This is a genomic window from Thalassospira sp. GB04J01 (assembly GCF_000751115.1).
Lineage (GTDB): Bacteria > Pseudomonadota > Alphaproteobacteria > Rhodospirillales > Thalassospiraceae > Thalassospira > Thalassospira lucentensis.
The window spans coordinates 101,716-126,106 of the sequence record NZ_CCDX020000011.1; the positions used below are offsets into that span (position 1 = coordinate 101,716).

Annotated in this window: 23 protein-coding genes; 17 read left to right on the forward strand and 6 right to left on the reverse strand. The window is 54.5% G+C overall.

Annotated elements, in window-relative coordinates:
* The first annotated feature begins 138 nt into the window (after positions 1-138).
* The 7 genes from AMM48_RS11305 (at position 139) to AMM48_RS11330 (ending at position 4,569) form a co-directional block, all read left to right on the forward strand.
* Complete coding sequence (locus AMM48_RS11305; RefSeq protein WP_244271203.1) at positions 139-1,017, forward strand: class I SAM-dependent methyltransferase; 879 nt, start codon at positions 139-141, stop codon at positions 1,015-1,017.
* A 182-nt stretch (positions 1,018-1,199) separates the two neighbouring features.
* Positions 1,200-1,931: a 7-cyano-7-deazaguanine synthase QueC gene (gene queC / locus AMM48_RS11310; RefSeq protein ID WP_102784123.1), complete on the forward strand. Its 732-nt coding sequence runs from the start codon at positions 1,200-1,202 to the stop codon at positions 1,929-1,931.
* A gap of 162 nt (positions 1,932-2,093) precedes the next feature.
* Positions 2,094-2,450, forward strand: coding sequence for a 6-carboxytetrahydropterin synthase QueD (queD, locus tag AMM48_RS11315; RefSeq protein ID WP_102784124.1), 357 nt, complete (start codon positions 2,094-2,096; stop codon positions 2,448-2,450).
* The gene (gene queE, locus AMM48_RS11320) at positions 2,447-3,238 is read left to right on the forward strand and encodes a 7-carboxy-7-deazaguanine synthase QueE (protein ID WP_102784125.1); all 792 of its coding nucleotides are present in this window, start codon (positions 2,447-2,449) and stop codon (positions 3,236-3,238) included. Before queD ends, queE begins: the two co-directional genes overlap by 4 nt.
* Positions 3,239-3,435: 197 nt before the next feature.
* Positions 3,436-3,597 carry a hypothetical protein gene (locus AMM48_RS22190; RefSeq protein ID WP_022731978.1) on the forward strand — a complete coding sequence of 54 codons (162 nt, stop codon included), beginning with the start codon at positions 3,436-3,438 and terminating at the stop codon, positions 3,595-3,597.
* Between the two features lie 81 nt (positions 3,598-3,678).
* Positions 3,679-3,981, forward strand: a complete 303-nt coding sequence (locus AMM48_RS11325; protein WP_146030402.1) for a hypothetical protein — start codon at positions 3,679-3,681, stop codon at positions 3,979-3,981.
* A gap of 258 nt (positions 3,982-4,239) precedes the next feature.
* The gene (locus AMM48_RS11330; protein WP_102784127.1) at positions 4,240-4,569 is read left to right on the forward strand and encodes a hypothetical protein; all 330 of its coding nucleotides are present in this window, start codon (positions 4,240-4,242) and stop codon (positions 4,567-4,569) included.
* Positions 4,570-4,638: 69 nt separating this feature from the next.
* On the opposite strand, the gene AMM48_RS11335 is transcribed toward AMM48_RS11330, so the two are convergent.
* On the reverse strand, positions 4,639-5,157 hold the full coding sequence (locus AMM48_RS11335; RefSeq protein ID WP_244271204.1) for an isoprenylcysteine carboxylmethyltransferase family protein: 519 nt from the start codon (positions 5,155-5,157) through the stop codon (positions 4,639-4,641).
* Between the two features lie 205 nt (positions 5,158-5,362).
* Positions 5,363-6,691, reverse strand: a complete 1,329-nt coding sequence (locus AMM48_RS11340) for a helix-turn-helix domain-containing protein (RefSeq protein ID WP_102784129.1) — start codon at positions 6,689-6,691, stop codon at positions 5,363-5,365.
* 397 nt (positions 6,692-7,088) lie between these two features.
* On the opposite strand from AMM48_RS11340, the gene AMM48_RS11345 reads away from it, so the two are divergent.
* The 5 genes from AMM48_RS11345 (at position 7,089) to AMM48_RS11365 (ending at position 14,427) form a co-directional block, all read left to right on the forward strand.
* Positions 7,089-7,673, forward strand: a complete 585-nt coding sequence (locus AMM48_RS11345; RefSeq protein WP_102784130.1) for a PadR family transcriptional regulator — start codon at positions 7,089-7,091, stop codon at positions 7,671-7,673.
* Positions 7,674-7,787: 114 nt separating this feature from the next.
* A complete protein-coding gene (locus AMM48_RS11350; protein WP_102784131.1) occupies positions 7,788-8,999 on the forward strand; it encodes an efflux RND transporter periplasmic adaptor subunit in 1,212 nt (403 codons plus the stop codon).
* 25 nt (positions 9,000-9,024) lie between these two features.
* Positions 9,025-12,219 carry an efflux RND transporter permease subunit gene (locus AMM48_RS11355; RefSeq protein WP_102784148.1) on the forward strand — a complete coding sequence of 1,065 codons (3,195 nt, stop codon included), beginning with the start codon at positions 9,025-9,027 and terminating at the stop codon, positions 12,217-12,219.
* A gap of 245 nt (positions 12,220-12,464) precedes the next feature.
* On the forward strand, positions 12,465-13,364 hold the full coding sequence (locus AMM48_RS11360) for a hypothetical protein (protein WP_102784132.1): 900 nt from the start codon (positions 12,465-12,467) through the stop codon (positions 13,362-13,364).
* A 142-nt stretch (positions 13,365-13,506) separates the two neighbouring features.
* The gene (locus AMM48_RS11365; protein ID WP_146030403.1) at positions 13,507-14,427 is read left to right on the forward strand and encodes a TIGR02285 family protein; all 921 of its coding nucleotides are present in this window, start codon (positions 13,507-13,509) and stop codon (positions 14,425-14,427) included.
* A gap of 97 nt (positions 14,428-14,524) precedes the next feature.
* Here AMM48_RS11365 and pssA read toward each other — a convergent pair whose 3' ends face one another.
* The 4 genes from pssA to AMM48_RS11385 form a co-directional block, all read right to left on the reverse strand.
* Positions 14,525-15,385, reverse strand: coding sequence for a CDP-diacylglycerol--serine O-phosphatidyltransferase (pssA, locus tag AMM48_RS11370; RefSeq protein WP_022731968.1), 861 nt, complete (start codon positions 15,383-15,385; stop codon positions 14,525-14,527).
* The gene (locus AMM48_RS11375) at positions 15,385-16,110 is read right to left on the reverse strand and encodes a phosphatidylserine decarboxylase (protein ID WP_102784134.1); all 726 of its coding nucleotides are present in this window, start codon (positions 16,108-16,110) and stop codon (positions 15,385-15,387) included. The genes pssA and AMM48_RS11375 overlap by 1 nt, the downstream gene beginning before the upstream one ends.
* A gap of 149 nt (positions 16,111-16,259) precedes the next feature.
* Entirely contained in the window at positions 16,260-17,432 is a 1,173-nt protein-coding gene (locus AMM48_RS11380; protein WP_102784135.1) for an Ig-like domain-containing protein, read from the reverse strand.
* A 209-nt stretch (positions 17,433-17,641) separates the two neighbouring features.
* On the reverse strand, positions 17,642-18,634 hold the full coding sequence (locus AMM48_RS11385; RefSeq protein WP_102784136.1) for a hypothetical protein: 993 nt from the start codon (positions 18,632-18,634) through the stop codon (positions 17,642-17,644).
* A gap of 402 nt (positions 18,635-19,036) precedes the next feature.
* Between AMM48_RS11385 and AMM48_RS11390 the strand changes: the two genes are divergently transcribed.
* The 5 genes from AMM48_RS11390 to AMM48_RS11410 all read left to right on the forward strand — a co-directional run bounded on the left by AMM48_RS11390 (position 19,037) and on the right by AMM48_RS11410 (position 24,318).
* Complete coding sequence (locus AMM48_RS11390) at positions 19,037-19,621, forward strand: TIGR00730 family Rossman fold protein (protein WP_022731964.1); 585 nt, start codon at positions 19,037-19,039, stop codon at positions 19,619-19,621.
* A 249-nt stretch (positions 19,622-19,870) separates the two neighbouring features.
* On the forward strand, positions 19,871-20,866 hold the full coding sequence (locus AMM48_RS11395; protein ID WP_102784137.1) for an NAD(P)/FAD-dependent oxidoreductase: 996 nt from the start codon (positions 19,871-19,873) through the stop codon (positions 20,864-20,866).
* Positions 20,867-21,120: 254 nt separating this feature from the next.
* The gene (locus tag AMM48_RS11400) at positions 21,121-21,906 is read left to right on the forward strand and encodes a DeoR/GlpR family DNA-binding transcription regulator (protein ID WP_102784138.1); all 786 of its coding nucleotides are present in this window, start codon (positions 21,121-21,123) and stop codon (positions 21,904-21,906) included.
* Positions 21,903-23,036, forward strand: coding sequence for an ABC transporter ATP-binding protein (locus AMM48_RS11405; protein ID WP_102784139.1), 1,134 nt, complete (start codon positions 21,903-21,905; stop codon positions 23,034-23,036). The genes AMM48_RS11400 and AMM48_RS11405 overlap by 4 nt, the downstream gene beginning before the upstream one ends.
* Positions 23,037-23,052: 16 nt before the next feature.
* Positions 23,053-24,318: an ABC transporter substrate-binding protein gene (locus AMM48_RS11410; RefSeq protein WP_102784140.1), complete on the forward strand. Its 1,266-nt coding sequence runs from the start codon at positions 23,053-23,055 to the stop codon at positions 24,316-24,318.
* Positions 24,319-24,391 lie beyond the last annotated feature (73 nt).

Below are 24,391 nucleotides of genomic sequence, written 5' to 3' on the forward strand. Positions count from 1 at the left end.
CGCAATTTATGCGGGCATCGGTTTATTGACGCGTGGCCATCGCACATGTGAGGGGCGCATTGGGGGAAATCGGTCTTTCTTTCGCCCCATCTTTCCCCCTATTGTCGTCGCATCTTTAAACCGACAGCTCGGATGATCATGACCCATCAGGACCAAACGACGTGGCACAACCTTTCCTCTGACTGGATCAACTGGGCGGATCGCCTTGCCCCGGCGGCGGGGAAAATCAATCGTCATATGATTGAGGCGGTTGATCTGCCCGCCCTTGCCCATGCGCGAGGCGGGGCGGATTTGGCCGTTCTTGATCTGGCATCCGGGGTCGGTGAACCGGCCTTTACCTTTGCCCGGGCCCTGTCGGGGCAGCGCGATGTTAGCGCTAACACACCAGGTATTACCGGCCATGTCACCGCCACCGATATCGTGCCCGAGATGTGCGACGGATTAAGTGCACGCGCCCAAGAAGACGGCATTGCCAACATCACCGTCATGCCCGCCAATATGGAAAACCTGCCGTTTGACGACCAGTCGTTTGATGTGGTGTCGTGCCGGTTTGGCGTGATGTTTTGTGACGATCCGGATTTGGCGTTGCGTGAAAGTCACCGGGTGTTGCGGGCTGGTGGCCGGGCCGTCTTTATGGTCTGGGCGCCGTTGGTCGATAATCCACTTTTTGCCGCGATGGATGCGGTGCTGGGCAATATTCTTGGCATCGGGTTTGATAAGGCCGGGCTTGATCCGTTTAGCTTTGGCAATGTCGATCAGTCGATGATGCGCCTTGAAAGTGCCGGGTTTCGGGGCATTCAGGCCACCACCCACAGCCCGGCGGGGCGTATTCCCGAAACGGTGGCATTTTGGAAACCGCAGATGGACATGCTGTTTGGCCATATCCTGCGCGAAGCATCGGATATGGAGATGGGCGCACTTAATGCGGCGATGTTTGAAACACTTTCGCCCTATGTCGAAGACGGCCATTTTCAGGTTCCGATTTGTTTTCATGTGCTTAGCGGAACGCACGCCTAATCAACCGTGTTTTTAACCGGCAATTTTGATCAAAAGCCAAGCATCCCTGCCAATGTGACATGGTGGAGATACTTGGTTTTTTCTTGCCTTTTTACCGATGGCGTGGCACACCGCGCACCCTTGGAACGATGTAACGTTCCCCTGTCGTAGCACCAGGTTAAAAACACGAAAGACATATGACTATGAAGACGATTGTCGTCTGCTCTGGCGGGCTTGATTCCGTAACCCTGGCCTATAAGGTCGCGGCCGAGCATAAGCTCCATTCCCTGATTTCGTTCGATTATGGCCAACGCCATAAAAAGGAACTTGATTACGCCGCGCGTACCGCGCGTGATCTTGGGGTTAAACATCACATTGTGGATTTGACCTCGGTCGGTGCCCTTTTGGGTGGATCGTCGCTAACCAGTGATGAGATTGATGTGCCCGATGGCCATTACGCGCAAGAAACCATGCGCATCACCGTGGTGCCCAACCGCAATGCCATCATGCTGGCCGTGGCCTTTGGTGCGGCGGCAAGTGCCGGGGCCGATGCGGTGGCGACCGCCGTACATGGCGGCGATCATTTCATCTATCCTGATTGCCGCCCGGATTTCATCAATGCGTTTGGGGCGATGCAAAACCATGCGCTTGACGGTGTTAAGGACGTTTCGCTTTATACGCCGTTTGTCCATGTATCAAAGGCCGACATCGCCCTTGAGGCCGGGCGCCTTGGCGTGCCGATTGACCTGACATGGTCGTGCTACAAGGGCCATGACACCCATTGCGGACGATGTGGTACCTGTGTTGAGCGACGCGAAGCGCTTGAGCTGGCGTGTGTGAAAGATCCGACGGTTTATGAGGATCGCGAGTACTGGAAACAGGCCCACGCCGAGCATGTGGCGCGCAAGTTTGCCCGTCAGAACGCACCGGGATAACGCGGCGAATTAATCCTCATACAATTTATGTGCGGCCATAGATGCCCGCCGAAGCTGTCATGACGGGACTTCCTTTGTAAAAAGGAACGTAGGTCATTCCCGCGCAGGCGGGAACCTCGATCCGCATGGTCGCCGCATCAAAGAAACACCGAAAGAAATCCGATGTTTACCATCACCAAGCAATTCGCCTTTTCCGCCAGCCATCAATTGGCCGGGCTTGATGCCGACCACCCCTGTTCGCGCCTGCATGGCCATAACTATATTGTCGAGGTGGAGCTTAAGGGTGAGACCCTTGATGCGCGCGGGTTCGTGCGTGATTACCGCGAACTTGGGCCGCTTAAGCGCCTGATTGATGATGAATTTGATCACCGGCACCTCAATGAAGTTCTGGGTCACGATCATCCGACGGCCGAGCAACTGGCCCTGTTTTTCTATGACTGGGCCCATGATCGCTGGCCGGAAGTATCCGCCGTGCGGGTGTCGGAAACGCCAAAAACATGGGCGGAATATCGGCCATGAGTGCACATGATCCAAACCTTGCCGCACTTTCAGACACACAGGATAAAAACGGTAAAATCCGCATATCGGAGATTTTCGGCCCCACCGTGCAGGGCGAAGGCACCCTGATTGGCATGCCGACGGTGTTTGTGCGCACGGGCGGCTGTGATTTTCGCTGTTCGTGGTGTGATACGCTCTATGCGGTTGATCCGGCCTTTCGCGCCGACTGGAAACCGATGCGCGCAGAGGCCGTACTTGATGAAGTCAAAAAACTGACCGGTGGTGCGCCGATCCTGATCACGCTGTCGGGCGGCAATCCGGCGATCCAGCCGCTGGGCCGGTTGATTGAGCTCGGTCAGAAAGAAGGCTTTAGCTTTGCGATTGAAACGCAGGGCAGTATTGCCAAGGACTGGTTTGCCGATCTGAATTACCTGACCATCAGCCCCAAACCGCCCAGTGCCTCGACCAGCTTTGACGCCGATGCGCTTAACGCCTGCATTGATGCGGCCAATGCCAAGGGGATGCTTTCCGGCCCGGCGATTACGTTGAAATTCCCGGTGCGCGATGATGCCGACCTTCTGTTTGCCGATCACGTGCGCCGTCTTCACACCGGCATTCCGGTCTGTGTGCAGCCGGTCAACACAACGCCGGCGGAACCCCACCCCGATGGCGCGGACGGTGTTGATCTTGAAGGGCTGACCGCGCGCTATCGCTGGCTGGTCGATGAGGTGGCCAAACGCAAATGGTTTGATGTGCGCGTATTGCCGCAATGGCATGTGCATGTCTGGGGCAATCTGCGCGGGGTATAGGGATCGGCGGCTGGGTGCATTGGTTTTATTTCATCAGATGATATGAAAATATATTTTATCCCAAATTGCTGATCCTTATCATGGGGATGGCGGTTGTCGGTGCCACTGGATCGATCATCACGATTTGCTATTGCGCCGATCCTCTACATTTCCAAGAAGGAAGCGCATTTTGTGCTTCACCATGGAAAGTACAGATCATGTCATTTCGCGATTTTTCCAAAACCCATCCCGAGACGGTCAAAAACATCCCCATTCAGCCATTGGACGGCGTCGCACGCGATGCGCCCGGATCGCTGCCCGATAAATCGGCCGCCGAACACGCCCCGATGCCCGCCCCGCATCAAGGTGCGAACGACTGATCTTTGATCTTTGCACGGACGGAGGGGCATGCCCCTCCGTCGTTGTTTTATCGTTCGCCAACGTTACAGGGCACCAAAGCCATGACCATTTCGCGCACATCCAACCAGACAGTGACGTTCCGCCATCCGTTTCAGCTTAGCGGGTTTAAAGACCTTTTTCCGGCAGGGAAATACGTGGTCGACACCACCGAGGAGCTGATCGAAAGCGTCTCGATCACGGCCTATCGCCGGGTGTCAACGGAACTGCACCTGCGGACCAAAATCAACGGCATGATGTCCGAACGGATTTTAAGCGTCACTCCGACGGATCTGGACGCCGCCCTTGCCAAGGATGCAGCCTTTTTGGATGCACCATCCACCCCGACCGACATTCTAAACCACTAAAAAAATGTGTAATTCCAAATACATGGCGGGTATGGAATTGCACATTCGCGGCAACCTTACCATATTATAGATATAAGCTATTTCGCGTCTAACTTGCAAAATAGCACGCATGTTGTTTCAGGGTCCCTGCCCGCAACAGGATGCCCCGAAAGATCGGGATCTTAAAATCGGGAACACGGGCCCTGTCAAACTGCCGGAACGCTTTGCGTATCAACAGATCGCATCGCGACGCGCCGGTTGCTCGAAGGAGCCATGATCATGAGCATTACCCGCACAACCCATCGCACGGTGACGTTCTTTCATCCAACCCACCTGCCCGGTCATGACGGATTGCTGCCCGCAGGTGAATATGAGATCGATACGCTTGAAAAGCTTGATCTTGACGCCCCCATGCGCCGCTACATAGCGCTGGAATGTCATGTCCATATCTGGTCGGACAAAGACAAAAGCGAAGCCACCAACATCCTGACCGTTGATCCGCAGAAGCTTGAGGCGGCACTTGCCCTTGATTCTGATCCGCTGCGCGCTGCTGATCGCAAGCAAATGATCATATCGCATGGTGGTCAGCCAGAGGATGATGCGGCCTGAGAAAGCCTTAGCCAAACCCGATAGAGGTCGCTCACCCCAACCCCGGAACCTTGCCCCCGCCCGTATATGTTACGGCAACCTGATCTGTGGCATCAGCCAGCCGTGATCTTGCAAGAGCTTCACACCTTCAAACACCGGGATTGCGATTAGAAACCACAGGGCATCACGTGTGGTGGCAAGATATGATGATGGTTGGCAGATCAGTTTGTTTTCATCCTGCCAGCGGAACCAGGTCGGCCGAAAGCGTGCCACCGTGTTTTGATACCGCGTGAAAACCACGCCGAACCGTTCAGCCAACATTGCCTCTTCACGCAAAACGACGCTTCGAAGCACCAGCCAGCATCCCAGGGCAAAGATAAACCCCATCACCACACTGCCGGTCTGTGCCCCACACCCGAAAGCGCCAATAAAGCTGAAAACATAAAGCGGATTGCGACAGATTGAATATGGACCGCGCGTCACCAGTTCGGTTCTCTTGCGTCCGCCAATATAAAGTGAACACCACCCGCGACCGAAAATACAGATTGCAATCGCAACAACTCCAATCGTCGTGATCATCTGGTGAACATAGCCTTCGCGGGCAGCCATCGATTGACTTCCGGCCACCAAAACCAAGAGCATCACGACCCCAATCCGCAGAACCAATTTTCGACGACGCTGTATCTGTCGCAGATCATCGACCGTCGGCGCTATGATTTTTGTCCCTTTATTGGGGGAACGGGCCTTAGACTGGCGATACATTTTCTCGAGCTCCTGCACTAAAAACTGCAGAAGCTTTATCGTCAAATTACTGTTATGGCGTCCTAGGCTGCATATCTGGTCGTTCGGGTGCTACATCGGACGCTTCGGGTTGTTGGTTTTCCGCCTTCTTTGCCGCCTCACGCACCGCACTTGGTGTTTCGCCGGTCATTTTCTTAAACGCCAGATTGAACGTCGATTTCGAATTGAACCCGACACTGAGTGCCACATCAAGAATGGTGCGATCAGGCTCCAGCAGCAAGACCGATCGGGCTTCCTCGATCCGGGCACTGTTGACGAAATCAAAGAAATTCTGCCCGATATGGTGATTAAGCACATAAGACAACTGATTGGGCGACACGCCAACGGCACGTGCAAGCTTTGGCATCGACACCAGCGGATCATTCAGGATGTCCCCACGCCGTTGAAAATCACCCAGTAAGGCGACGACCCGTTCAACCCCGTCCTCATCGAGCAACGGCCGCACGCCTGTCGGCTCGGTTGTTGCCGGACGTGCCTCTTTGTCTGTCGCATCTGTGCTTCGTGCCGCCACACCGGTAATTGAGCCGGCAATCGCATTGGACATGTTACGATTGGGCAGGTTTGAAACGTTTGATGGACGGGCAAGGTCGCCGCCGCCCCTGATGTCGTCAGATTCAAAGTCGGATGGCCAGTCGGGCATGACAAACAGAACCGGGCGGGTCGCGGTTTCATAACTCATGGCAAACAGCGCGAGGGTAAAGGCGATTTCGGTGCCAAACATGTCCGTACTGTCAGGCATATAAAGTCCGATAATTCGCCCCACGGCCACGGAAATAAAAGCAAACGTCACGCCGCCCAGAATAACCCACATCCAGCGTTGCATCGCCTTCCGATCCGCGCCGAGCTGTACTTGTGTCTGACGGAAATAACGACACGCCACGCGCCACAGAAGCGCTATATAGGCCGATATCTGAACGAAAATGGCACCCCAGCAAATTGCATCGACGACCTCGGCCATCGAAAGAGCCCCGGTCTGCTCTTCCTGACGGAAAACCGTCCAGCCCATCAGATTGAAAACAATCAGGGCAGGAATGAAATGCACCCATGGTCGGCGTGAAGGGTTTCCCGATATTTCACGGAAGTACAGATAGACAGCGGGTGCGATCACGAAATTGATTGGCCCGAAAAAGAGGTTCAGCAGCCTTTCACTGTCACCAATGACGAAGATATCGGCGACGTCTTCGATCAGATTAAAAGCGATGGTTATGATAAACAGGATCATCCAGCGGTTCGCGCCAAACGCACGTCCGCCTTCGGAGCGTAGCAGCAGACATAAGAATACCGCCTGCGCCAATCCGATCACCGCAACCACGACACTTACATAGTCCGTCCAACTTGCCATTCCGGCATGCTCCTGTTCATTTATATTGCATCTGCGTTGGTCCGTTTTGCCCCATCAGTCCAACTATATCGTTTCAATAGGCATAGTCGGACGTGAAAAGCGTCCGACTATGCACAAACGGACGCAGGATGTCGCATTTTAAGACAATTTGGCGGCCAACCGATCAACATCCCCTTGATGTGCGGCCATAGAGTTTTGCGGGCTGTCTGTAACATCGCACCATCTTGGATCGTCCTGATGGAAAAGCCGTTACAAAATTTTCGCTCATATTCTATTGACTATATCAATTCGATATATGACAATTCAGCATATATCGAACTGATATAGTCGTTCTGGCATCTTCCCCCGCCAGCACGTCGTCAGTTCGGGGGAAGTCAAAAAGGACACTGAACAGAATATGGATGTACGTACACTTTGCCTGGGCGCCCTGATGGGCGGGGAAGCGACCGGATATGAAATCCGCAAGATGTTTGAAGATGGCCCGTTTAGCCATTTTCAAATCGCGTCGCTTGGCTCGATCTATCCGGCTTTGACCAAACTGACACAAGACGGGCTTGTGACGTTTGTCGAACATGAACAGGAAAACCGCCCGGACAAGAAAATCTATCGACTGACGTCTGATGGTCGACAGAAATTCATCCGCACCCTGTTGCAAAACCGTCCGGCGGAAGATCGATACCGTTCCGATATTCTGTTCACGCTGACCTTTGCCGAAGAGCTTCCGATTGAGCTGACCGAGGCGCTGATAGATGAATTTGCCGTTCGCTATGAAACCATGAACAACCTGATTGATCCGAACAACCCGGACAAAGAGGACTGTGCATCGGGTCCCGGCCGCGATGATGACGGCAATATCACGCCCGGTTGCAAATTCGTTGCCGGATTGGGTCAGGCAATGTGCGATGCCACGGTGAAATTCATCAAAGACAACAAACAGGACCTGATCAAAGATTTGAAGACCTTCAAGTCCAACAAATCCTGATCAGACGGCAAGCCCCGAACGGCCCCGGACTACATCTGATCACCACGCCAAAGACGTGCCTACGATGATGTCAAAGACGCATTCCGCCACCGGAATATTTGAGGGAACAAGAACATGAATGCATCACGGCTTATTGCCATTTTTCTGGTCGTTGGGACCGTCATATGGATTGGCTCGGCCTATCTGGTCGGAGACGATACTGCTGATGACGCCGCCATGGCACAGGCTGATGACGCCAGCACGACAGGTGCCTCAGGCACCGCGAATGCCCCCGGCACCGATGGGGCCACACGCGCCAGTGTCCGCACCATCACCAGCAATGCGGTTGATCATGTTGATTTCCTGAGAGTATCGGGACGGACAGAAGCGGTCATTTCCGTTGAAATCCGGGCAGAAACCGAAGCAAGCGTTGTTGAGCTTGGCATTGCCAAAGGCCAGCCCATCAACAAAGGCGATCTGATTGCCAAGCTGGCCGTTGATGGCCGCATGGCACAGGTCCAAAAGGCGCGTGCGCTTGTGGCCCAGCGTGAACTTGAAAGCAAGGCGGCCGAAAGTCTGGCCGAAAAGAACTACCGGTCGAAAACCGGTGTTGCCCAAACGCTGGCATTGCTCGAAGAGGCACGTGCCGACCTTAAAATCGCCCAAACCGAGTTGAACCACACCGAAATCCGCGCCCCGTTTGACGGCATTGTTGAAAACCTGCCCGCAGACATCGGCGATCTGATGTCAATTGGTGATCCTGTTGCAACCCTGATCAAGGCAGACCCGATGCTGGTGGTCGCCCATGTTCCCGAACATTCAATCCGGGCAATTGATCTGGGCCAGCTTGCCCATGTGCGGCTGTATGACGGGACTGAATATGACGGTATCGTGCGGTATGCGGCACGGGTTGCTGACAACAGCACACGCACCTTCCGGGTCGAAGTTGAAATCGACAACACCGATCTTTCCATTCCCGACGGCATGACCGCCGAGATGGAAATTCCGGTTGGCACCAAACGCGCCCATCAGGTTCTACCATCGGTCTTGACCCTGAATGACGACGGAAAACTTGGCGTGCGCTCGGTGGTTGACGGCAACAAGGTCGATTTCCTGCCCGTCGAGCTTCAGGGCGGCAATCGTGAACGGGTGTGGATTGGCGGCCTGCCCGAAAAGTTCGAACTGATCGTTGTCGGCCATGACTGGGTCAAGGAAGGGGCGACTGTCGGCGTTGTGCATCTGGAAACAGATGAAAACGGCCTGCCGATCCCGACCGAGGTGAAAGATGCCGAGACGGATGCCGATGACCAAAGTGCGACCACCCTGTCGGAAAAAGTCGCGCGCTGATGCGTGGACATGAGGAGCAATGAAAATGTCCCTGATTGATCACGCATTACACAGATCACGCACGGTTATTCTGGTTCTGATCCTGTTGCTGGCGGCGGGTTGGGTTGGCTATAACACCATCCCCAAAGAAGCCGATCCAGATGTTCAGATCCCGGTTTTATATGTCACCATGCATCATGACGGCGTGTCGCCCGAAGATGCCGAACGGCTTTTGCTGCGTCCGATGGAACAGGAACTGCGCAGCATCGAAGGTGTGAAGGAAATGAGTTCCCAGTCCTATCAGGACGGGGCGTCTGTCACGCTTGAATTTTATTCCGATGTTAATATCGACGAAGCGCTTGCCGATGTGCGCGAACGGGTTGATATCGCCAAATCCGAATTACCCGCAGAAACAGACGAGCCCAAAGTTCACGAGATCAATCTGTCGCTGTTCCCGGTTCTGGTTGTCACCCTGTCTGGCGATGTGCCCGAACGCGCATTGCTGCGCATGGCGCGCGACCTGAAAGATTCCATCGAAGGATTGCCTGCCGTTCTTGAGGCCAATCTTGCCGGGGATCGTGAAGAACTGGTTGAGTTCATCATCGATCCGATGAAGATCGAGGCCTATCGGCTTAATGGCATCGACATCGTGTCGCTTGTGCGCAATTCGAACGCGCTGGTGGCTGCGGGTGCGGTTGATACCGGTACGGGGCGCTTTAACATCAAGGTTCCCGGCCTGTTTGAATCGGTCAATGACATCCTTGATATGCCGTTGATTGTCGATGGCGATTCCGTCATTCGTTTCCGCGATATCGGCGAAGTTCGCCGGACGTTCAAAGACGCCCAAAGCTTTGCCCGGCTCAATGGTCAACCCGCCATCGCAATTGAAGTTTCCAAACGCGTTGGTGAAAATATCATCGAGGTGATTGATGCTATCAAGGCCACCACGGCCGAAGCACAACAAGCGTTTCCGCCCAACCTGACCATCAATTATTCGCAGGACAAATCATCTGACATCCGAATGATGCTTAATGACCTGCAAAACAGTGTCATCTTGGCGATCCTGCTGGTGATGGTTGTCGTGATCTGGTCCATTGGCTGGCGGTCAGGCTTGCTGGTGGGTCTTGCGATCCCTGGATCTTTCCTGACAGCTATTCTGGTCCTGTGGGCGCTCGGCATGACGGTTAACATGGTCGTGCTGTTCAGCCTGATTTTGGCGGTCGGGATGCTGGTTGACGGGGCAATTGTTGTCACCGAATATGCCGATCGTAAAATGATTGACGGCCTGCATCGTAGCAAAGCCTATCCACTGGCGGCCAAACGCATGGCAATGCCGATCATTGCATCGACGGCAACGACACTTGCGGCCTTCCTGCCGCTGGCATTTTGGCCCGATGTTGTTGGCGAATTCATGAAGTTCCTGCCGATTACGGTGCTGTTTACCCTGACCGCATCGCTTGCCATGGCTTTGATCTTTGTACCGACCGTTGGCGCATGGTTTGGCAAACCCGGTGCAACTTCGAATGAAAGCCTCCAAGCCATTGCCGCCGACCATGCCGATGACATTGATAAGGTCAGAGGTGGCACCGGGTTCTATATCCGCATGCTGCGCGGGTCGCTTCGCTATTACTGGGCCGTGGTGCCCGCGGCGTTTGTGATCCTTGCTTCTGTTTGGGCATCGTTTGGTATCCTCGGCAAGGGGGTTGAGTTTTTCCCCGAAGTTGAACCGGAAGTCGCCATTGTTCAGGTCCGTGCGCGCGGCAACATGTCCTATTACGAACAGGATGCGTTGCTTAAAGAAGTTGAAGACCGCATCCTGGCCCTTGATACCCATCATGAAGGTGAGAACTGGTTTGACACCATCTATGCCCGGTCGGGCAACGGTGCAGGCGGCAACGAGGCCCCGGAAGACGTCATTGGTGTGGTTCAACTTGAATATGCCGATTGGCAAACACGCCCCACAGCTAGCGAAATTGAAAAACGTATTTTGGCCGAAACCGCCGATCTGGCGGGCATTCAGGTCGAAGTCCGTGCCGAGGAAGCAGGCCCGCCGCAAGGCAAGGATATCCAGATCCAGTTGCGGTCGTTCTATCCCGAGCTTCTTGATGAAACCGCCAGCAAACTGATTGCCGGATTGCAGGAAATCGGCGGCATGTACAATTACGAGGATGGTAAATCACCACCCGGTATTGATTGGGAATTTAGCGTTGATCGCGCACAGGCGCTTAAATTTGGCGCCGACATCAATCAGATTGGCAATGTCATTAAACTGGTGACCAACGGGATCGATTTTTCGACCTATCGCCCCGATGATTCCACCGAGGAAATCGACATTGTCGGACGGTTCCCGGCCAAATATCGATCTCTTGATGAGCTTAACAACCTTCAGATTGCCACCGAAAAAGGGTTGGTGCCGCTGGCGAACTTTGTCAAACGCACGCCGAAGCTTAAAACCGGTACACTGACCCGTGTTGACAGCCGCCGGGCGCTGACGGTTAAGGCCGACGTTGCCGATGGTGTTCTGGTCGATACCAAGCTTGGTGAAGTCAAGGCATGGATGAGCAACCTTGATATTGATCCGCGTGTGTCGATTGAATTCAAAGGTCAGGACGAAGAACAGCAAAGATCGGCGGACTTCCTGATGAATGCCTTTACGGTCGCGCTGTTCATTATGTTCATTATTCTGGTGACACAGTTTAACAGCATCTCAAGTTCGCTTCTGATCATGATTGCGATCGTCATGTCGACAGCGGGCGTGTTCCTTGGCCTGATGATCACCGGGCAGGCGTTTTCCATTGTGATGAACGGCATCGGGGTGGTGGCACTTGCGGGGATTGTCGTGAACAACAACATCGTTCTGATTGATACATTTGACCGGCTTAAACATACCGCTGGCAGTATCGAGGCGGCCATTCTTCAGACCGGTGCGCAACGTTTGCGTCCGGTGATGCTGACCACGGTGACGACCATTCTGGGTCTGGTGCCGATGGTGCTTCAGATCAATATCGATTTCGTCGCCCGTGACGTCAGCATCGGTGCGCCCTCCACGCAATGGTGGGTGCAGCTTTCAACCTCCATTGCGTTTGGTCTGGCCTTCGCCACGGTCTTGACCCTGATCTTTACCCCCTGTGCGCTGATGATGCGTCACAAGATGGGCGGTGGTTTCAGGCGGCTCAAACCATGGATTGGACAAAAAACGTCCGAGGTGATGGGAAAGATCAGACCCGCGACTTCACGTTAACCCAATAGCCGCGCGACACTTCCCCCCGACCCCGCCGCGCGGTTAGACCAGCCCCCAAACTTCCCCGTTTGGGGGCTGGTTATCTTTAGGATCACGGCCCAAGACACTGCCCGAACGTTTTATCCCCACAGCAGCGCCCTCTTTAAGATGCGCATTGCCTTACATACATATTTTGATAAGGGTTTCTGGCTTATCCTTAGCGCTAAGAAGAAGACACATAAGAATAGTCCGTGTGGGAAGATCGAATGAAAACAGCTGTTAAAAAGTGGCTGAGGTACACCGCGTTTGTTGGTGCGTTTGCCGGTGCGTTTGTGATGTGCGCCTTTGCAAAACCAACCGCGCCGTTGGCAAAAGAAATGCTGACATGGGCGGTTCCCCCGTTTGCGCCGGCTTTCATCACTGACCAGTCAAACCTGACAGGCTATGCCGCCGATACCCAGAATTGGTTCGTGCAGCGTTTGACCGATTACGACCACACTGTCCTGCACATTCCTTTGTCACGCCTGCTTGCGGAAATGCGCAATACGGCCGATGGCATCCGGTGCAGCACCACCCTGATCCCGACCCCGGACCGGCGCGAATTCATTGTCTTTGCGAAAACGGTTCTTTTGCATCTGCCGATTTCGATTGTTATCCGCCAAGAAGATTTTGATCGTTACAAACCGTTCATGAATGATCAGGGCCACATTCTTTTGTGGCAGTTGCTGTCGAACGTTCATTTTCAAGGTGCGGTGCGCCTTGAGCGCGCTTATGGCGGGCTGGTTGACAGCCATCTGGCGCGTTATCGCACCTCCGACCAAGTGATGGAAGTTGTCGATGACACCAAGCTTTTAAAGATGCTGGCGTTAAAACGGATCGACTGGAGCCTGTATTTCCCGTCTGAAGCAGAATATTACCGCCGCCAGTCAGCCCCCGATCAGGCGATCATGGCATTGCCGATTGCAGGCAACACCAACTTGCTTGAAGCAACGATTGGCTGTGCCAACACACCGGCGGGACGGACTGTTATCAAGCGGATCAATGCGATTATTGATGCCAACCCCACCATGCCCTGGACCGACTTTTACGCCGCATGGCTTAATACCAAGGACCGCGAATGGTTTGAACAGGCCCGCCAGCAATTTATCAGTGCCAGCATTTTCTAACCTTGGACCAACTTCCCCTCAAGCTGGATCGTTTATCTGAGCAAGCATCTGATTAAAATCAGAAAAAATTTGCAAATTCCATCTGCAGTACACTTATTACTAAGGGTAGAATAGATTTCAATGAACAACCGGTTTGGTGTTGATGTTGTTATTTCGTTCCTGCCTTAAGCGCGCCCGATGGATGGCGCTGGGATTGTTTGCCCCAGCGTTAAGCGCCCCGGTATTTATGTCCCCGGCTTTTATCACCCCGGTGTTGGCCCAGCCGGTGAATGAAATTGTCTGGACCCTGACGCCATTGCCCCCGGCGATGGTCGAAAAAGACGGCAAGATTGTTGGTTACGGGGTAGACACGCTTGACTGGTTTATTGATCGCCTGCCGGCCTATCGCCACAAAAAGGAAATCGTGCCGCTTCCGCGCTTGATGCAGTCGCTTACCGAAGGCGGGACGCTTTGCAACATCGGCATGAACAAGACACCGGAACGCGAACAGATCCTGATTTTTTCCGATGCCGTTTTACCCCATCTCCCCGTCAGTCTGGTGACACAGACAAAGAATGATGATCGCCTTACGCCGTATCTTGATGATGACGACCATATTGATCTGGTGCGCCTGATCAAAAGCGGGAAACTCAATGGTGCCATTCGCGCCCAACGGTCCTATGGCGCGGTCGTTGATCCGATCCTCAAATCATTTTCGGGCAGTCCAACCATGACCGTCATCGGAACGGATGAGCAGTTTCTCCCGATGATCACATTGGATCGCATTGACTGGACGCTCTATTTCCCGGCCGAGCTTGAATATCACCGGCGTCAAAAAACACCCGACACCCGCTTTACCACTTGGCCGATTGCGGGGAATGATCATGTTATTCCAGCATCGATTGCCTGCACTAAAACCCAGACCGGGCACGCGGTCGTCAATGACATCAATGCACTGGTTGTTGAAAACCCCGAAATGCCGTGGGTGACATTCTATACCGCGTCACTGTCCCAGTCCGACCGCAAACGATACGCCCATGAAGTCCATTTTTGGCAGGCGCACAAAGACGACATCACAGAGTAAGCGTTGTCTTGGCAGTCCAAATGCGGACATGACTTCAAACACAAAAAAGCCGGCACGTGATGCCGGCTTTTGCGTAACAGATCACAGCGTTTTAAAATCAGTTCTGATGAACGCGGTTAAGACCCTCTTCGGGGTCTTCGTCAGATTCCCCGTCATCGTCTTCTTCGTCTGCCTTGTCCATCTCGTGCTGATTTTCAACGCCCATACGGCGGTAGGACCGATAAGACAGCGGCATGCTGATGAGATAAATCGCCGCTATCGCCGACAGTGTCAGCCACGGTGAGGACACCAGAAACGCCACCGACGCCCCAAATGCCAGCATCAAGGGCAAGACCCATGCACGCGGGATTTTGACCTTTTTAAACGAATAGGTCGGCAGACGCGACACCATCAGACAGGCAATCAAAACACCATAGGGTGCAACGATATAGGGGCTGTCAAAAATGCCTTCGCCAAACTGCAGGGTCAGGACAATCGGCCACATTGCAAGGGCGGCCGCCGCCGGGGCCGGAACCCCGGTAAAGAACCGGTAGGCCCATGTCGGCATTTCCGGTTCGCCCAGCATCTGGGTGTTGAACCGTGCCAAACGCAGTGACATGCAGACCGCAAACAAAAGCGACAAGGCCCAACCGATTGGCCCCAATTCATGCAGCGACCAGAAATACAGCATCATCGCAGGTGCGACGCCAAAGCAGACAAAGTCCGAAAGACTATCGAGTTCGGCACCAAAGCGGCTTGAGGCGTTCAGCATACGGGCCAGACGGCCATCAAGACCGTCAATGATCCCGGCAATCAGAATGGCGGCAACCGCGGCTTCCCAGCGATCCTGCATGGCAAAGCGGATCGACGTCAGGCCCGTACACATCCCCATCAGGGTTGCGACATTGGGCACAAGGCGGGTCAAGGACAGAGCCTTGAACCTGCGCGGACGGTTAATTGGTCGGATGCCGCCGGCCATTAACGGATCTCCCCGATGGCGGCTTCCTTAGCCTTGACCGACACATCGGCAAGGATGGTTTCACCGGCAATCATGGTCTGACCGACAATCACGTTCGGCGAGACACCTTCGGGCAGATAGACATCAACGCGTGACCCAAACCGGATCAGGCCGAAACGTTCACCGGCCTTAAGCTGCGATCCGGTTCCGACATCACACAGGATGCGGCGTGCAACCAGACCGGCGATCTGAACAACACCAAACTCGCGGCCTTCCTTGTCACGGACAAGCAGGATCTGACGTTCGTTGTTGTCTGATGCCTTATCAAGTTCAGCATTGACAAACTTGCCGGGCACATAGGCCTCGCCCACCACTTCGCCATTGATCGGGCAGCGGTTGACGTGAACATTGAACACATTCATGAAGATCGAAACGCGCGTGCGCGGCGTTTTGTCATCAAGTTCAAGTTCCTTGGGCAGTGGCGCCTGCGAAATCATGCATACGCGGCCATCTGCCGGGGAAATGACAAGGTTTTCGTCGGTCGGGGTAATACGATCCGGGTCGCGGAAGAAATACGCGCACCACAGCGTCAGGATCACACCGGCCCACCCCAGTGGTTCGGCGATCAAAAACAGGATCACAGTGATCGCCGCGAAGATCGCAACGAATTTCCAGCCTTCTGGATTGATCGGCACAAGAACGGATTTCAAAGTCTTAATTCCCTGGTTGCCATGGGTTGGGCACATCAATTGGTACGATTGGTACCGCTCGGGCGCGTTCTTAGCATCTAGTGATGATACAGGGCAACGCAACCCGGACAAAACTGTTCTTCTTTTCAAAAAGAAAAGGGCAAAACACACTTATCATGTGTTTTGCCCCTCGCAAAGAACAGCTGTTACTCCGCTGCATTTTCCGTGGTCGGCAGGGCGAAAATCTGCCCCGGATAAATCAGGTCAGGATCGCGGATTTGTTTGCGATTCTGCGCATAGATAATCCAGTATTTCAGCCCTTCGCCATAGGTGCTACGTGCGATCCGCCACAGGCTGTTGCCCGGCTGAACCACATAACGCGATCCCGGCTCAAGAATTTCTTCCGGGCGGGCCCGTTCAAACGGAATTTCAACACGTGCGGTCACCTTGCCCGCCGGATCAAGCTGATCGGCACGCATGGTATAATTGCCCGGTTCAATCGGCTCGCCAATCGTTAGCGCCCAATTGCCGTTTTCATCGGCCGGTGCGGTCCCGACAAGCTTGTTATCAAGATATACCTGAACGTCATGGTCCATGTCGGCATTGCCCGACATGGCAACGCGGCCTTCGGTGTCATAATCAACAACCCCAATCGACAGGCGCGGCATTTTTTCAGCCGCGTCTTTGCTGTCTTGTTTGGGTTCGGCGGCTTTTTCGGCTGCCGGTCCCTGCATCACGGTGACAGCACCGCCTTCATTCGGGACTTTCAGGGCAATGATCGGCTGATCTTTTTTATCTGCACTGGTATCGGCAGCGTCGCCGGTATCTTTAGTGTCGCTGCTATCCGCGGTCGCCATGTCAGTGGCCGGCGCCGGTGCATCCGTCGCTTCAGCAGCCTCATTTTTCTTTGGCGCTTCTTCGGGGATCAGGACAACGATCTTGTCATCGGCCTTGCTAACAGTTCCGGTGTCGTCTTCGGCTTCAAGCGAAAGTTCACGGTCACCGCTTGTCAGCGGCTTGCCCGGCAGGACAACCCATTCGCCACGTTCATCGGCCGTTGCTTCGCCAATGACTTCTTCGCCTTCGCGGATGCGGACTTTGCTGTTGGGTTCCGCACGACCGGCAATCACCGCATTGCCATCCGGGCCAATGCGCACGACATCAAAACTTGGATTTTTGATTTTCGGCGCAACAGGGTCCGATCCGTCAGATGGCTCTGCCGGGGGCGTCGGTTCTTCGGTGCTTGAAACCGTTGGCGGTGCTTGCTCTGCGGTCGTCGCCAGATCTTCGTCGGCGGTTTGCGTCAACATGTAGTTGAGCACAATCGCGGCCAGGATCAGTACAACGCCGATAATGACGAGGATATAGGGTCGTTTCACCGGAAATATCCTTGAACGATGTTTATGTTATTTACGGACGCGACCAATGCTTTGAATTTGCTTGTCATATTCCCCCCAAACAACCGCCTTGAACGCGTGAAGTAGAAACTTGTACTACTTTCGTCCCCCGGTTTCCATACCGTAACGAACTTACGATATCTTGCAACCGTTAGGTAAAGATGAATAGAATCAGTCTGTTTGCTGTTTTCCTAATACGCACTGACGCGCATCATTGCCCCGACATAGGCCACCAGTGCCGCCATCACCAAGGGCAACCCCAAAACCCCGATGCGGATCAGCCCTCCAAACAACGCTGTTTGCGCCGGGTTATCTTGTGGCAAAACGACCGAAATCCGCGCCGCCGCCGGACCGGCGGAGACCACCAGCAACAAGACAGCCACCGCAAAGCACGACGCGGGCATCAAGATCATAACGCCGGTTGCACTGGCCATCAGCGCACATACCACCGCCAGCCAAACTGCCGCGCGATATTGTGGTGCAGCCTTTTCCGACACCAACGCCACCAGCAAGGCCACGGTCAATGCGGCCTGAAAGACAACAAAATCGTTTAAGCCAAACTGGTCGGCAATGATCCCCTGCCCCAGTGACAGGGTCATCAATACCGCAACCGGCCCCGGTGTTGCAAAACCGGCAACATCACCGTCACTGACAGAAGACGCAGCTTTGCCAGCCTTGACCGTTTTGGTCGATTTGGTGGAACGGGTCTTGGTTTTCTTTCCTTTCGGGGCATCGGCGATATCGTCTTGTGAAAAGTCGGGCCGCGTTACCCACAGGAAACATCCACCGACAGTCACATAAGCAAGCCACGCCAGAACCTTGATCGATGTCGGGTGATAGGCAAGCCCGCTTATTGGGGCGGCCAACACCATCCACGCGCCAAGCAGCAGTAAAACCGCCGCAACCCCCAGACAAATACGTTCGGAAATCTTTGAAAAATCAAGGATCGCACCGCAAACCCCGCCGAGAACCAGCATCAGCAAGGCCGCACCAATCCCGCCGCGTGCGGTTTCAGGCAGCCCGATTGCCGCAGGGACCGCCACCGCAACAGCGGGAATAACCGCGCCCAGCACAATACGCCGCGCAATCGCACGGTCCAGACCAAGCCACAAGGCCAGCATCAATACAGCGGCAATGACGGCTGACACCAAAATGGCCAGCCAAAAAGGATTGTCGACAAACACGTTGGGCGATCCTGCCTTCTTTTCGTTTGATATTATGTGATGCGAGAAGGAGCTCGCACGGAACTACCCTTCCCACAATCAGGTTCAGAACTTGTTAACCATCGCGCGAAACTTTGCCGATTAATCTGACAGTACGGCCGAAATTCCGATGCGCGCGTTTCAGGTCTCCTATCGTGCAGGCAAAAGCAACCAAATTGCGGCAGTCGCGCGTCATTTAGGGTCAGAACCCAGATTTAATATACTGCAGCACGGAAAATCTTGGCCCTGCCTGCCTGTCATCGGCTATGGTCACCAATGTACGCACGAAGTTACGTCGCGTACAGCCCCCGTACGGGGCGGATACCCGGCACATCCCGGTGCCGTCCCGCTACCTGCGAAACAAGAAACAAAAGGCAGGTCGCCATGACAAATGTAAAATCAATCTGTGTCTTCTGCGGTGCTTCGGACGGCAAAGACCCCCGCCATATGGAAAACGCCATTGCGTTTGGCAAGATGATGGCCGAACGCGGCATCACGCTGATCTATGGCGGCGGGCGCATTGGCCTGATGGGGGCCGTTGCCGATGCTGTTATGAAAAATGGCGGTAAGGTTGTCGGGATCATCCCGGCACATCTTGATGACATCGAAGTCGGGCATACCGGACTTTCGGAATTGATTGTGTGCAAATCCATGCATGAACGCAAAGTCGAAATGTTCAAGCGCTCGGACGCGTTTGTAACCCTTGCCGGTGGATTGGGCAGCCTTGACGAAGCGTTTGAAGCCATGACGCTGCGCCAGCTTGGCATTCATGACACTCCAATGGTGTTTTTCAACGCCCTTGGATATTGGGACAAGTGCCTTGCGATGATTGACGGCATCATTGCCGATGGCTTTGCACGTGAAAGCCACAAGAACCTGTTTACGGTGGCCGATACGCTCGACGAAATCTTTGAGCAACTTGCCGCCGAACCGGCCCCGAAATTCGATCCGCGCGAAAAGCTGTTCTGATTTTCGACGTGCCACACCGCTAAATCAAGCATGACATCCCAATGTCGCAGGGCCTTTTAAGGCCATGACGACGTCGACAAATCGCCCTGTCACAAGGGCGGTTTTCTTTTTCCTCCTCCTGTTTGGCGCATTTTCCAGCCTTTCTGTAACACTAAAAGTTACAAGATAATTGACATCGATCCATCATGATACTTATAAAGTTACATGAATAATGCGCCGCATGTCATTCCAACAGGCAGGACCCCAACCATGACCGACCACATCGCCGCCACCGCCACCCATGCAAATGCCAACGCGTCACCCGATACCCCGCCCTTTGATGTTGCCATCATCGGCGGCAGTTTTGCCGGACTTTCAGCGGCAATGCAGCTTGCCCGTGCACGGCGCAAGATTTGCGTGATTGATGCGGGCCAACCGCGCAATCGGTTTGCTGCGACCTCACACGGTTTTTTTGGTCTGGATGGTAAAAGCCCGATGGAGATTCGCGATATCGCCATGTCGCAACTTCGGGCCTATCCAACCGTGACCATCCGCGACGGGTGGGTAAGCCATGCCAGCCCCAGTGCCAGCCCCATCCGGTCCACCGCCGGAACGGATGACGGGGATATACGGTTTGACATCACCATCAACGACCGCGACGTCATCACCGCAAGGCGCATCCTTCTGGCAACCGGTGTCCGCGATATCTTGCCCGATATTCCCGGCATGACGGACCGTTGGGGAACTACGGTTTTACATTGCCCCTATTGCCACGGCTATGAAGTGCGCGATGAACAGATCGGCGTCATCGCCACCATGTCCCATTCAAGCCATCAGGCAATGATGCTGCCCGACTGGGGACCAACCACCTATTTTACCCAAGGCATCCATCTTCCTGATGCCGAGACACAGGCCGCAATGATCCAGCGCGGCATTGTGGTTGAAAACAGTCCGGTGGTTGAACTTCTGGGCACCGCCCCGGCCCTTGATGCGGTTCGATTGGCCGATGGCCGTACTTTGCTAATGACGGCGATCTTTACCGGGCCGAAAGTCACCATGCCGTCACCGGTTGCCGACATGCTGGGCTGCGCCTTTGACGACGGACCACAAGGACCGTTCATTGACGTCGACAGTACGCAGGAAACCAGCGTTCCGGGCATCTTCGCCGCCGGGGATGCTGCCACCGCGCGCCATAATGCCACACTGGCCTCAGCAGCAGGTGTCATGGCCGGGGTCGGAGTGCATCAATCGCTGATTTTTGGCTGATCCCCAACACCCGATTAATGACCACCGATGTACTGCCGTCCCACGTCTTGGGGCGGCATTTTTTGTCACGAAGCAGCCCTTTTGAGCGGTGTTTGCAGCCGTATTCGGAGAAACACCCACCGCCAAAGCAAGGTTTTCTGCGACTTTCACCGTCCAGATCAACATTCATCTGAATGTCATGCTTCTGAAATCTTAGTGACAACGAAGCCGCGTATGATCGTTTTCATGTTCAAAACAACAAATTGAACGATCAAATGAATATATCAACGCGACAGCGTGACATTATCGACATCCTGCGGCGCGATGGATTTGCCTCCATCGATGCGCTGGCCGATCATTTTGATGTAACGCCGCAAACAGTGCGACGCGACGTTAATATCCTTAATGATTCCAACCTTGTCCGGCGGCGTCACGGCGGGGTGGAATATGCCGGGGAACCGGGCATGAACCTGTCGTATGAAAGTCGTCAGGTCACCAATATTGCGCCAAAGCACGCCATATCCCTGCATGTCGCCAACCTGATCCCCGATGGGGCGTCGATCCTGATCGGGATTGGCAGCACGCTGGAACTTGTCGCGTTGAATTTGGTCAATCACCGCCATTTGACGGTGATCACCAACAACATGAATGCCGCCATGGCGCTGGGCAATAATACCGGCAACCGGATTGTTGTACCCGGCGGGACGCTGCGTCTGCCCGACCGCGACATCATCAGCCCCGAAGCCGAAGCAATGTTTCACAATTACAAGGTTGATTACGGCCTGTTTGGCGTTGGCGGGATCGAACCCGATGGCACCTTGACCGATTTTGACCATCGCGAAGTGTCCTTGCGTCAGGCCATTGCGGAGAATTGCCGCAATTCCATTCTGGTCGCCGATCAATCGAAATTTGGCCGCCCGGCCCCGGCCAAGGGCGGGCATATCACCGACCCGGATGTTGTGGTTGTCGACCGCATTCCCGGCGGACCTTTTAATCCCTTGTTTGAACGCCAGGACGTCCGTGCGCGCCTTCAAATTGCAAAAAGCGAAGTTCTGAAATGACGGCCCAATCCCCCTTTATCGAGATCCAGTCCGTATCGCGCGTTTTTAACGGCGGCAACGGGGTGCATGATCTTTCCATTGATATTCCACGCGGCAGTTTTGTCGTTCTGCTGGGCCCATCGGGATGCGGTAAATCGACAACCCTGCGCCTGATTGCCGGTCTTGAAACCGCCGATCAGGGGACGATCAGGATTAATGGCAAGGATGTCACCAATACCCCGCCGTCCAAGCGCGGATTATCCATGGTGTTTCAATCCTATGCGCTGTTTCCGCACCTAAGCGTTGCTGAAAACATCATCTTTGGCCTGAAGGTACGTAAAACCGACAAGGGCGAAATTAAAACCCGCCTTGCCGAGGCCCTCAGTGTGACCGGCCTTGAAGGATGTGAAGACCGCAAACCGTCGGAGCTGTCAGGTGGACAGCGTCAGCGTGTTGCCCTTGCGCGCGCCATTGTCGCGGGCCATCCGCTGTGTCTGATGGATGAGCCACTTTCTAACCTTGATGCCAAATTGCGCCATGCCGTGCGCAAGGACATCCGCGATTTGCAACAGCGCCTTGGCATTACGGTGGTCTATGTCACCCATGATCAAACCGAAGCCATGAGCATGGCCGACATCGTTATCCTGATGAAGGATGGCCGTATTGAGCAGGCAGGCGACCCGGCAGAGCTTTATCTTCAGCCCGCAACCGCCTTTGCCGCCGGATTTGTCGGCAGCCCGCCGATGGCACTTTTGCCTGCCACGGCGTTGCCAAATGACGTTTTGCCAAATGGCTTTCTCCCCAAGGATCTGACGTTTGGTATCCGCCCCGAGGACCTCAACCTTTCAACCGATCCGGCGAGCGGTGCATGGGGCATTGCCGCCACCGTCACGGGCAGTGAGTTTTTGGGTGCGGAAACATTTGTTTATGTCGCGATACCCGGAACGGATGGGGCGACAGCCCGCCTTCCGGGACGCGTTCACATTTCGCCCGGGACGGAAGTCTCGCTCAGTTGGGTGCGTGCTGCGGCCCACTGGTTTGATCGCGAAACCGGTCTTCGTCATGCACAGGCGACGACCGATATAGCAGCCAACGCACCATCACAGACGACAGAATTTCAAACTTCACCTTCGACAGTTTCGACACTCTAACAGGGAAGATATCTTCATGCGTAACATCGTAACCCGTGCTGCTTTTGCCGCCGGATTGATGGCAACGGCGGCGACACCTGCCTTTGCTGCGACTGAGCTCACCATGTATTATCCCGTCGCCGTTGGCGGCCCGCTGACCGACGTGATCGACGGCATGATTGATGGTTTTGAGTCCGAACACCCGGACGTCAAGGTCAATGCCATCTATGCCGGCAATTATGATGACACCCGCCTGCGTGCTGTGTCCGCAATCAAAAGCGGCGATCCGGCACAGCTTTCGGTCATGTTTTCCATCGACGTTTATGACCTGATCGAGCAGGACCTGATTGTTCCGTTTGATGACGTTGTCAAAACCGCCGAAGACAAAGAATGGCTGAACGGCTTTTACCCGGCCCTGATGGCCAATGGCAAAGTCGATGACAAAACCTGGGGCATCCCGTTCCAGCGTTCGACCATTGTCATGTACTACAACAAGGACATGTTCCGCGAAGCTGGTCTTGATCCGGAAAGCCCGCCGCAAACCTGGGAAGAACTGGTTGCCGATGGCAAAGCCCTTGCCAAAGACGGCAAATGGGGCCTGATGGTGCCGTCAACCGGGTATCCGTATTGGATGTTCCAGTGCTTTGCCGTTCAAAATGGCAAAGAGCTTATGAGCAACGATGGCACGGAAACCTATTTCGATGATCCGGCCGTTGTTGAGGCGCTTGAATTCTGGCGCGGACTTGCGACGGATGAAAAAATCATGCCTGAAGGCACGATTGAATGGGGCACGCTCCGTCAGGCCTTTGTTCAGGGTCAGACAGCCATGATGTGGCATTCAACCGGCAACCTGTCGGCGGTTAAGCGCGAAGCCAAATTTGATTTCGGTGTGGCGATGTTGCCAAAACACAAACAATCGGGGTCGCCGACCGGTGGTGGTAACTTCTATCTGTTCAAGGACTCAACCGACGCACAGAAAGAAGCATCGCTTGAACTGATCAAATACATGACCGCACCGGACCGTGCCGCGGAATGGTCGATTGCAACCGGCTATGTTGGTGTGACGCCAGAAGCATACGAAACCGATGCGCTTAAATCCTATGCGGCTGACTTCCCGCAGGCATTGGTTGCCCGTGATCAGCTTGAAGTCGCCATTCCGGAATTTTCCACCTATGACACCGCGCGTGTTCGCGATGGTTTGAACAACGCCATTCAGGCGGCTTTGACCGGCGAGAAAACGCCAAAAGAAGCCCTTGAAGGTGCGCAGGCCGAAGCAAACCGTCTTCTTCGGGCATTCCACTAAGATTGCCCGTCTGCACGCCGAAGCGGGTCCCAATGCCCGCTTCGGCACCTTTTTTCTTTGATGACTTTCAGTT

Bases quoted from the DNA above. Each gene is read 5' to 3' on its own strand.
- AMM48_RS11305 (WP_244271203.1), top strand. From the start codon at position 139: ATGACCCATCAGGACCAAACGACGTGGCACAACCTTTCCTCTGACTGG.
- queC (WP_102784123.1), top strand. From the start codon at position 1,200: ATGAAGACGATTGTCGTCTGCTCTGGCGGGCTTGATTCCGTAACCCTG.
- queD (WP_102784124.1), top strand. From the start codon at position 2,094: ATGTTTACCATCACCAAGCAATTCGCCTTTTCCGCCAGCCATCAATTG.
- queE (WP_102784125.1), top strand. From the start codon at position 2,447: ATGAGTGCACATGATCCAAACCTTGCCGCACTTTCAGACACACAGGAT.
- AMM48_RS22190 (WP_022731978.1), top strand. From the start codon at position 3,436: ATGTCATTTCGCGATTTTTCCAAAACCCATCCCGAGACGGTCAAAAAC.
- AMM48_RS11325 (WP_146030402.1), top strand. From the start codon at position 3,679: ATGACCATTTCGCGCACATCCAACCAGACAGTGACGTTCCGCCATCCG.
- AMM48_RS11330 (WP_102784127.1), top strand. From the start codon at position 4,240: ATGAGCATTACCCGCACAACCCATCGCACGGTGACGTTCTTTCATCCA.
- AMM48_RS11335 (WP_244271204.1), bottom strand. From the start codon at position 5,157: ATGGCTGCCCGCGAAGGCTATGTTCACCAGATGATCACGACGATTGGA.
- AMM48_RS11340 (WP_102784129.1), bottom strand. From the start codon at position 6,691: ATGGCAAGTTGGACGGACTATGTAAGTGTCGTGGTTGCGGTGATCGGA.
- AMM48_RS11345 (WP_102784130.1), top strand. From the start codon at position 7,089: ATGGATGTACGTACACTTTGCCTGGGCGCCCTGATGGGCGGGGAAGCG.
- AMM48_RS11350 (WP_102784131.1), top strand. From the start codon at position 7,788: ATGAATGCATCACGGCTTATTGCCATTTTTCTGGTCGTTGGGACCGTC.
- AMM48_RS11355 (WP_102784148.1), top strand. From the start codon at position 9,025: ATGTCCCTGATTGATCACGCATTACACAGATCACGCACGGTTATTCTG.
- AMM48_RS11360 (WP_102784132.1), top strand. From the start codon at position 12,465: ATGAAAACAGCTGTTAAAAAGTGGCTGAGGTACACCGCGTTTGTTGGT.
- AMM48_RS11365 (WP_146030403.1), top strand. From the start codon at position 13,507: ATGTTGTTATTTCGTTCCTGCCTTAAGCGCGCCCGATGGATGGCGCTG.
- pssA (WP_022731968.1), bottom strand. From the start codon at position 15,385: ATGGCCGGCGGCATCCGACCAATTAACCGTCCGCGCAGGTTCAAGGCT.
- AMM48_RS11375 (WP_102784134.1), bottom strand. From the start codon at position 16,110: ATGTGCCCAACCCATGGCAACCAGGGAATTAAGACTTTGAAATCCGTT.
- AMM48_RS11390 (WP_022731964.1), top strand. From the start codon at position 19,037: ATGACAAATGTAAAATCAATCTGTGTCTTCTGCGGTGCTTCGGACGGC.
- AMM48_RS11395 (WP_102784137.1), top strand. From the start codon at position 19,871: ATGACCGACCACATCGCCGCCACCGCCACCCATGCAAATGCCAACGCG.
- AMM48_RS11400 (WP_102784138.1), top strand. From the start codon at position 21,121: ATGAATATATCAACGCGACAGCGTGACATTATCGACATCCTGCGGCGC.
- AMM48_RS11405 (WP_102784139.1), top strand. From the start codon at position 21,903: ATGACGGCCCAATCCCCCTTTATCGAGATCCAGTCCGTATCGCGCGTT.
- AMM48_RS11410 (WP_102784140.1), top strand. From the start codon at position 23,053: ATGCGTAACATCGTAACCCGTGCTGCTTTTGCCGCCGGATTGATGGCA.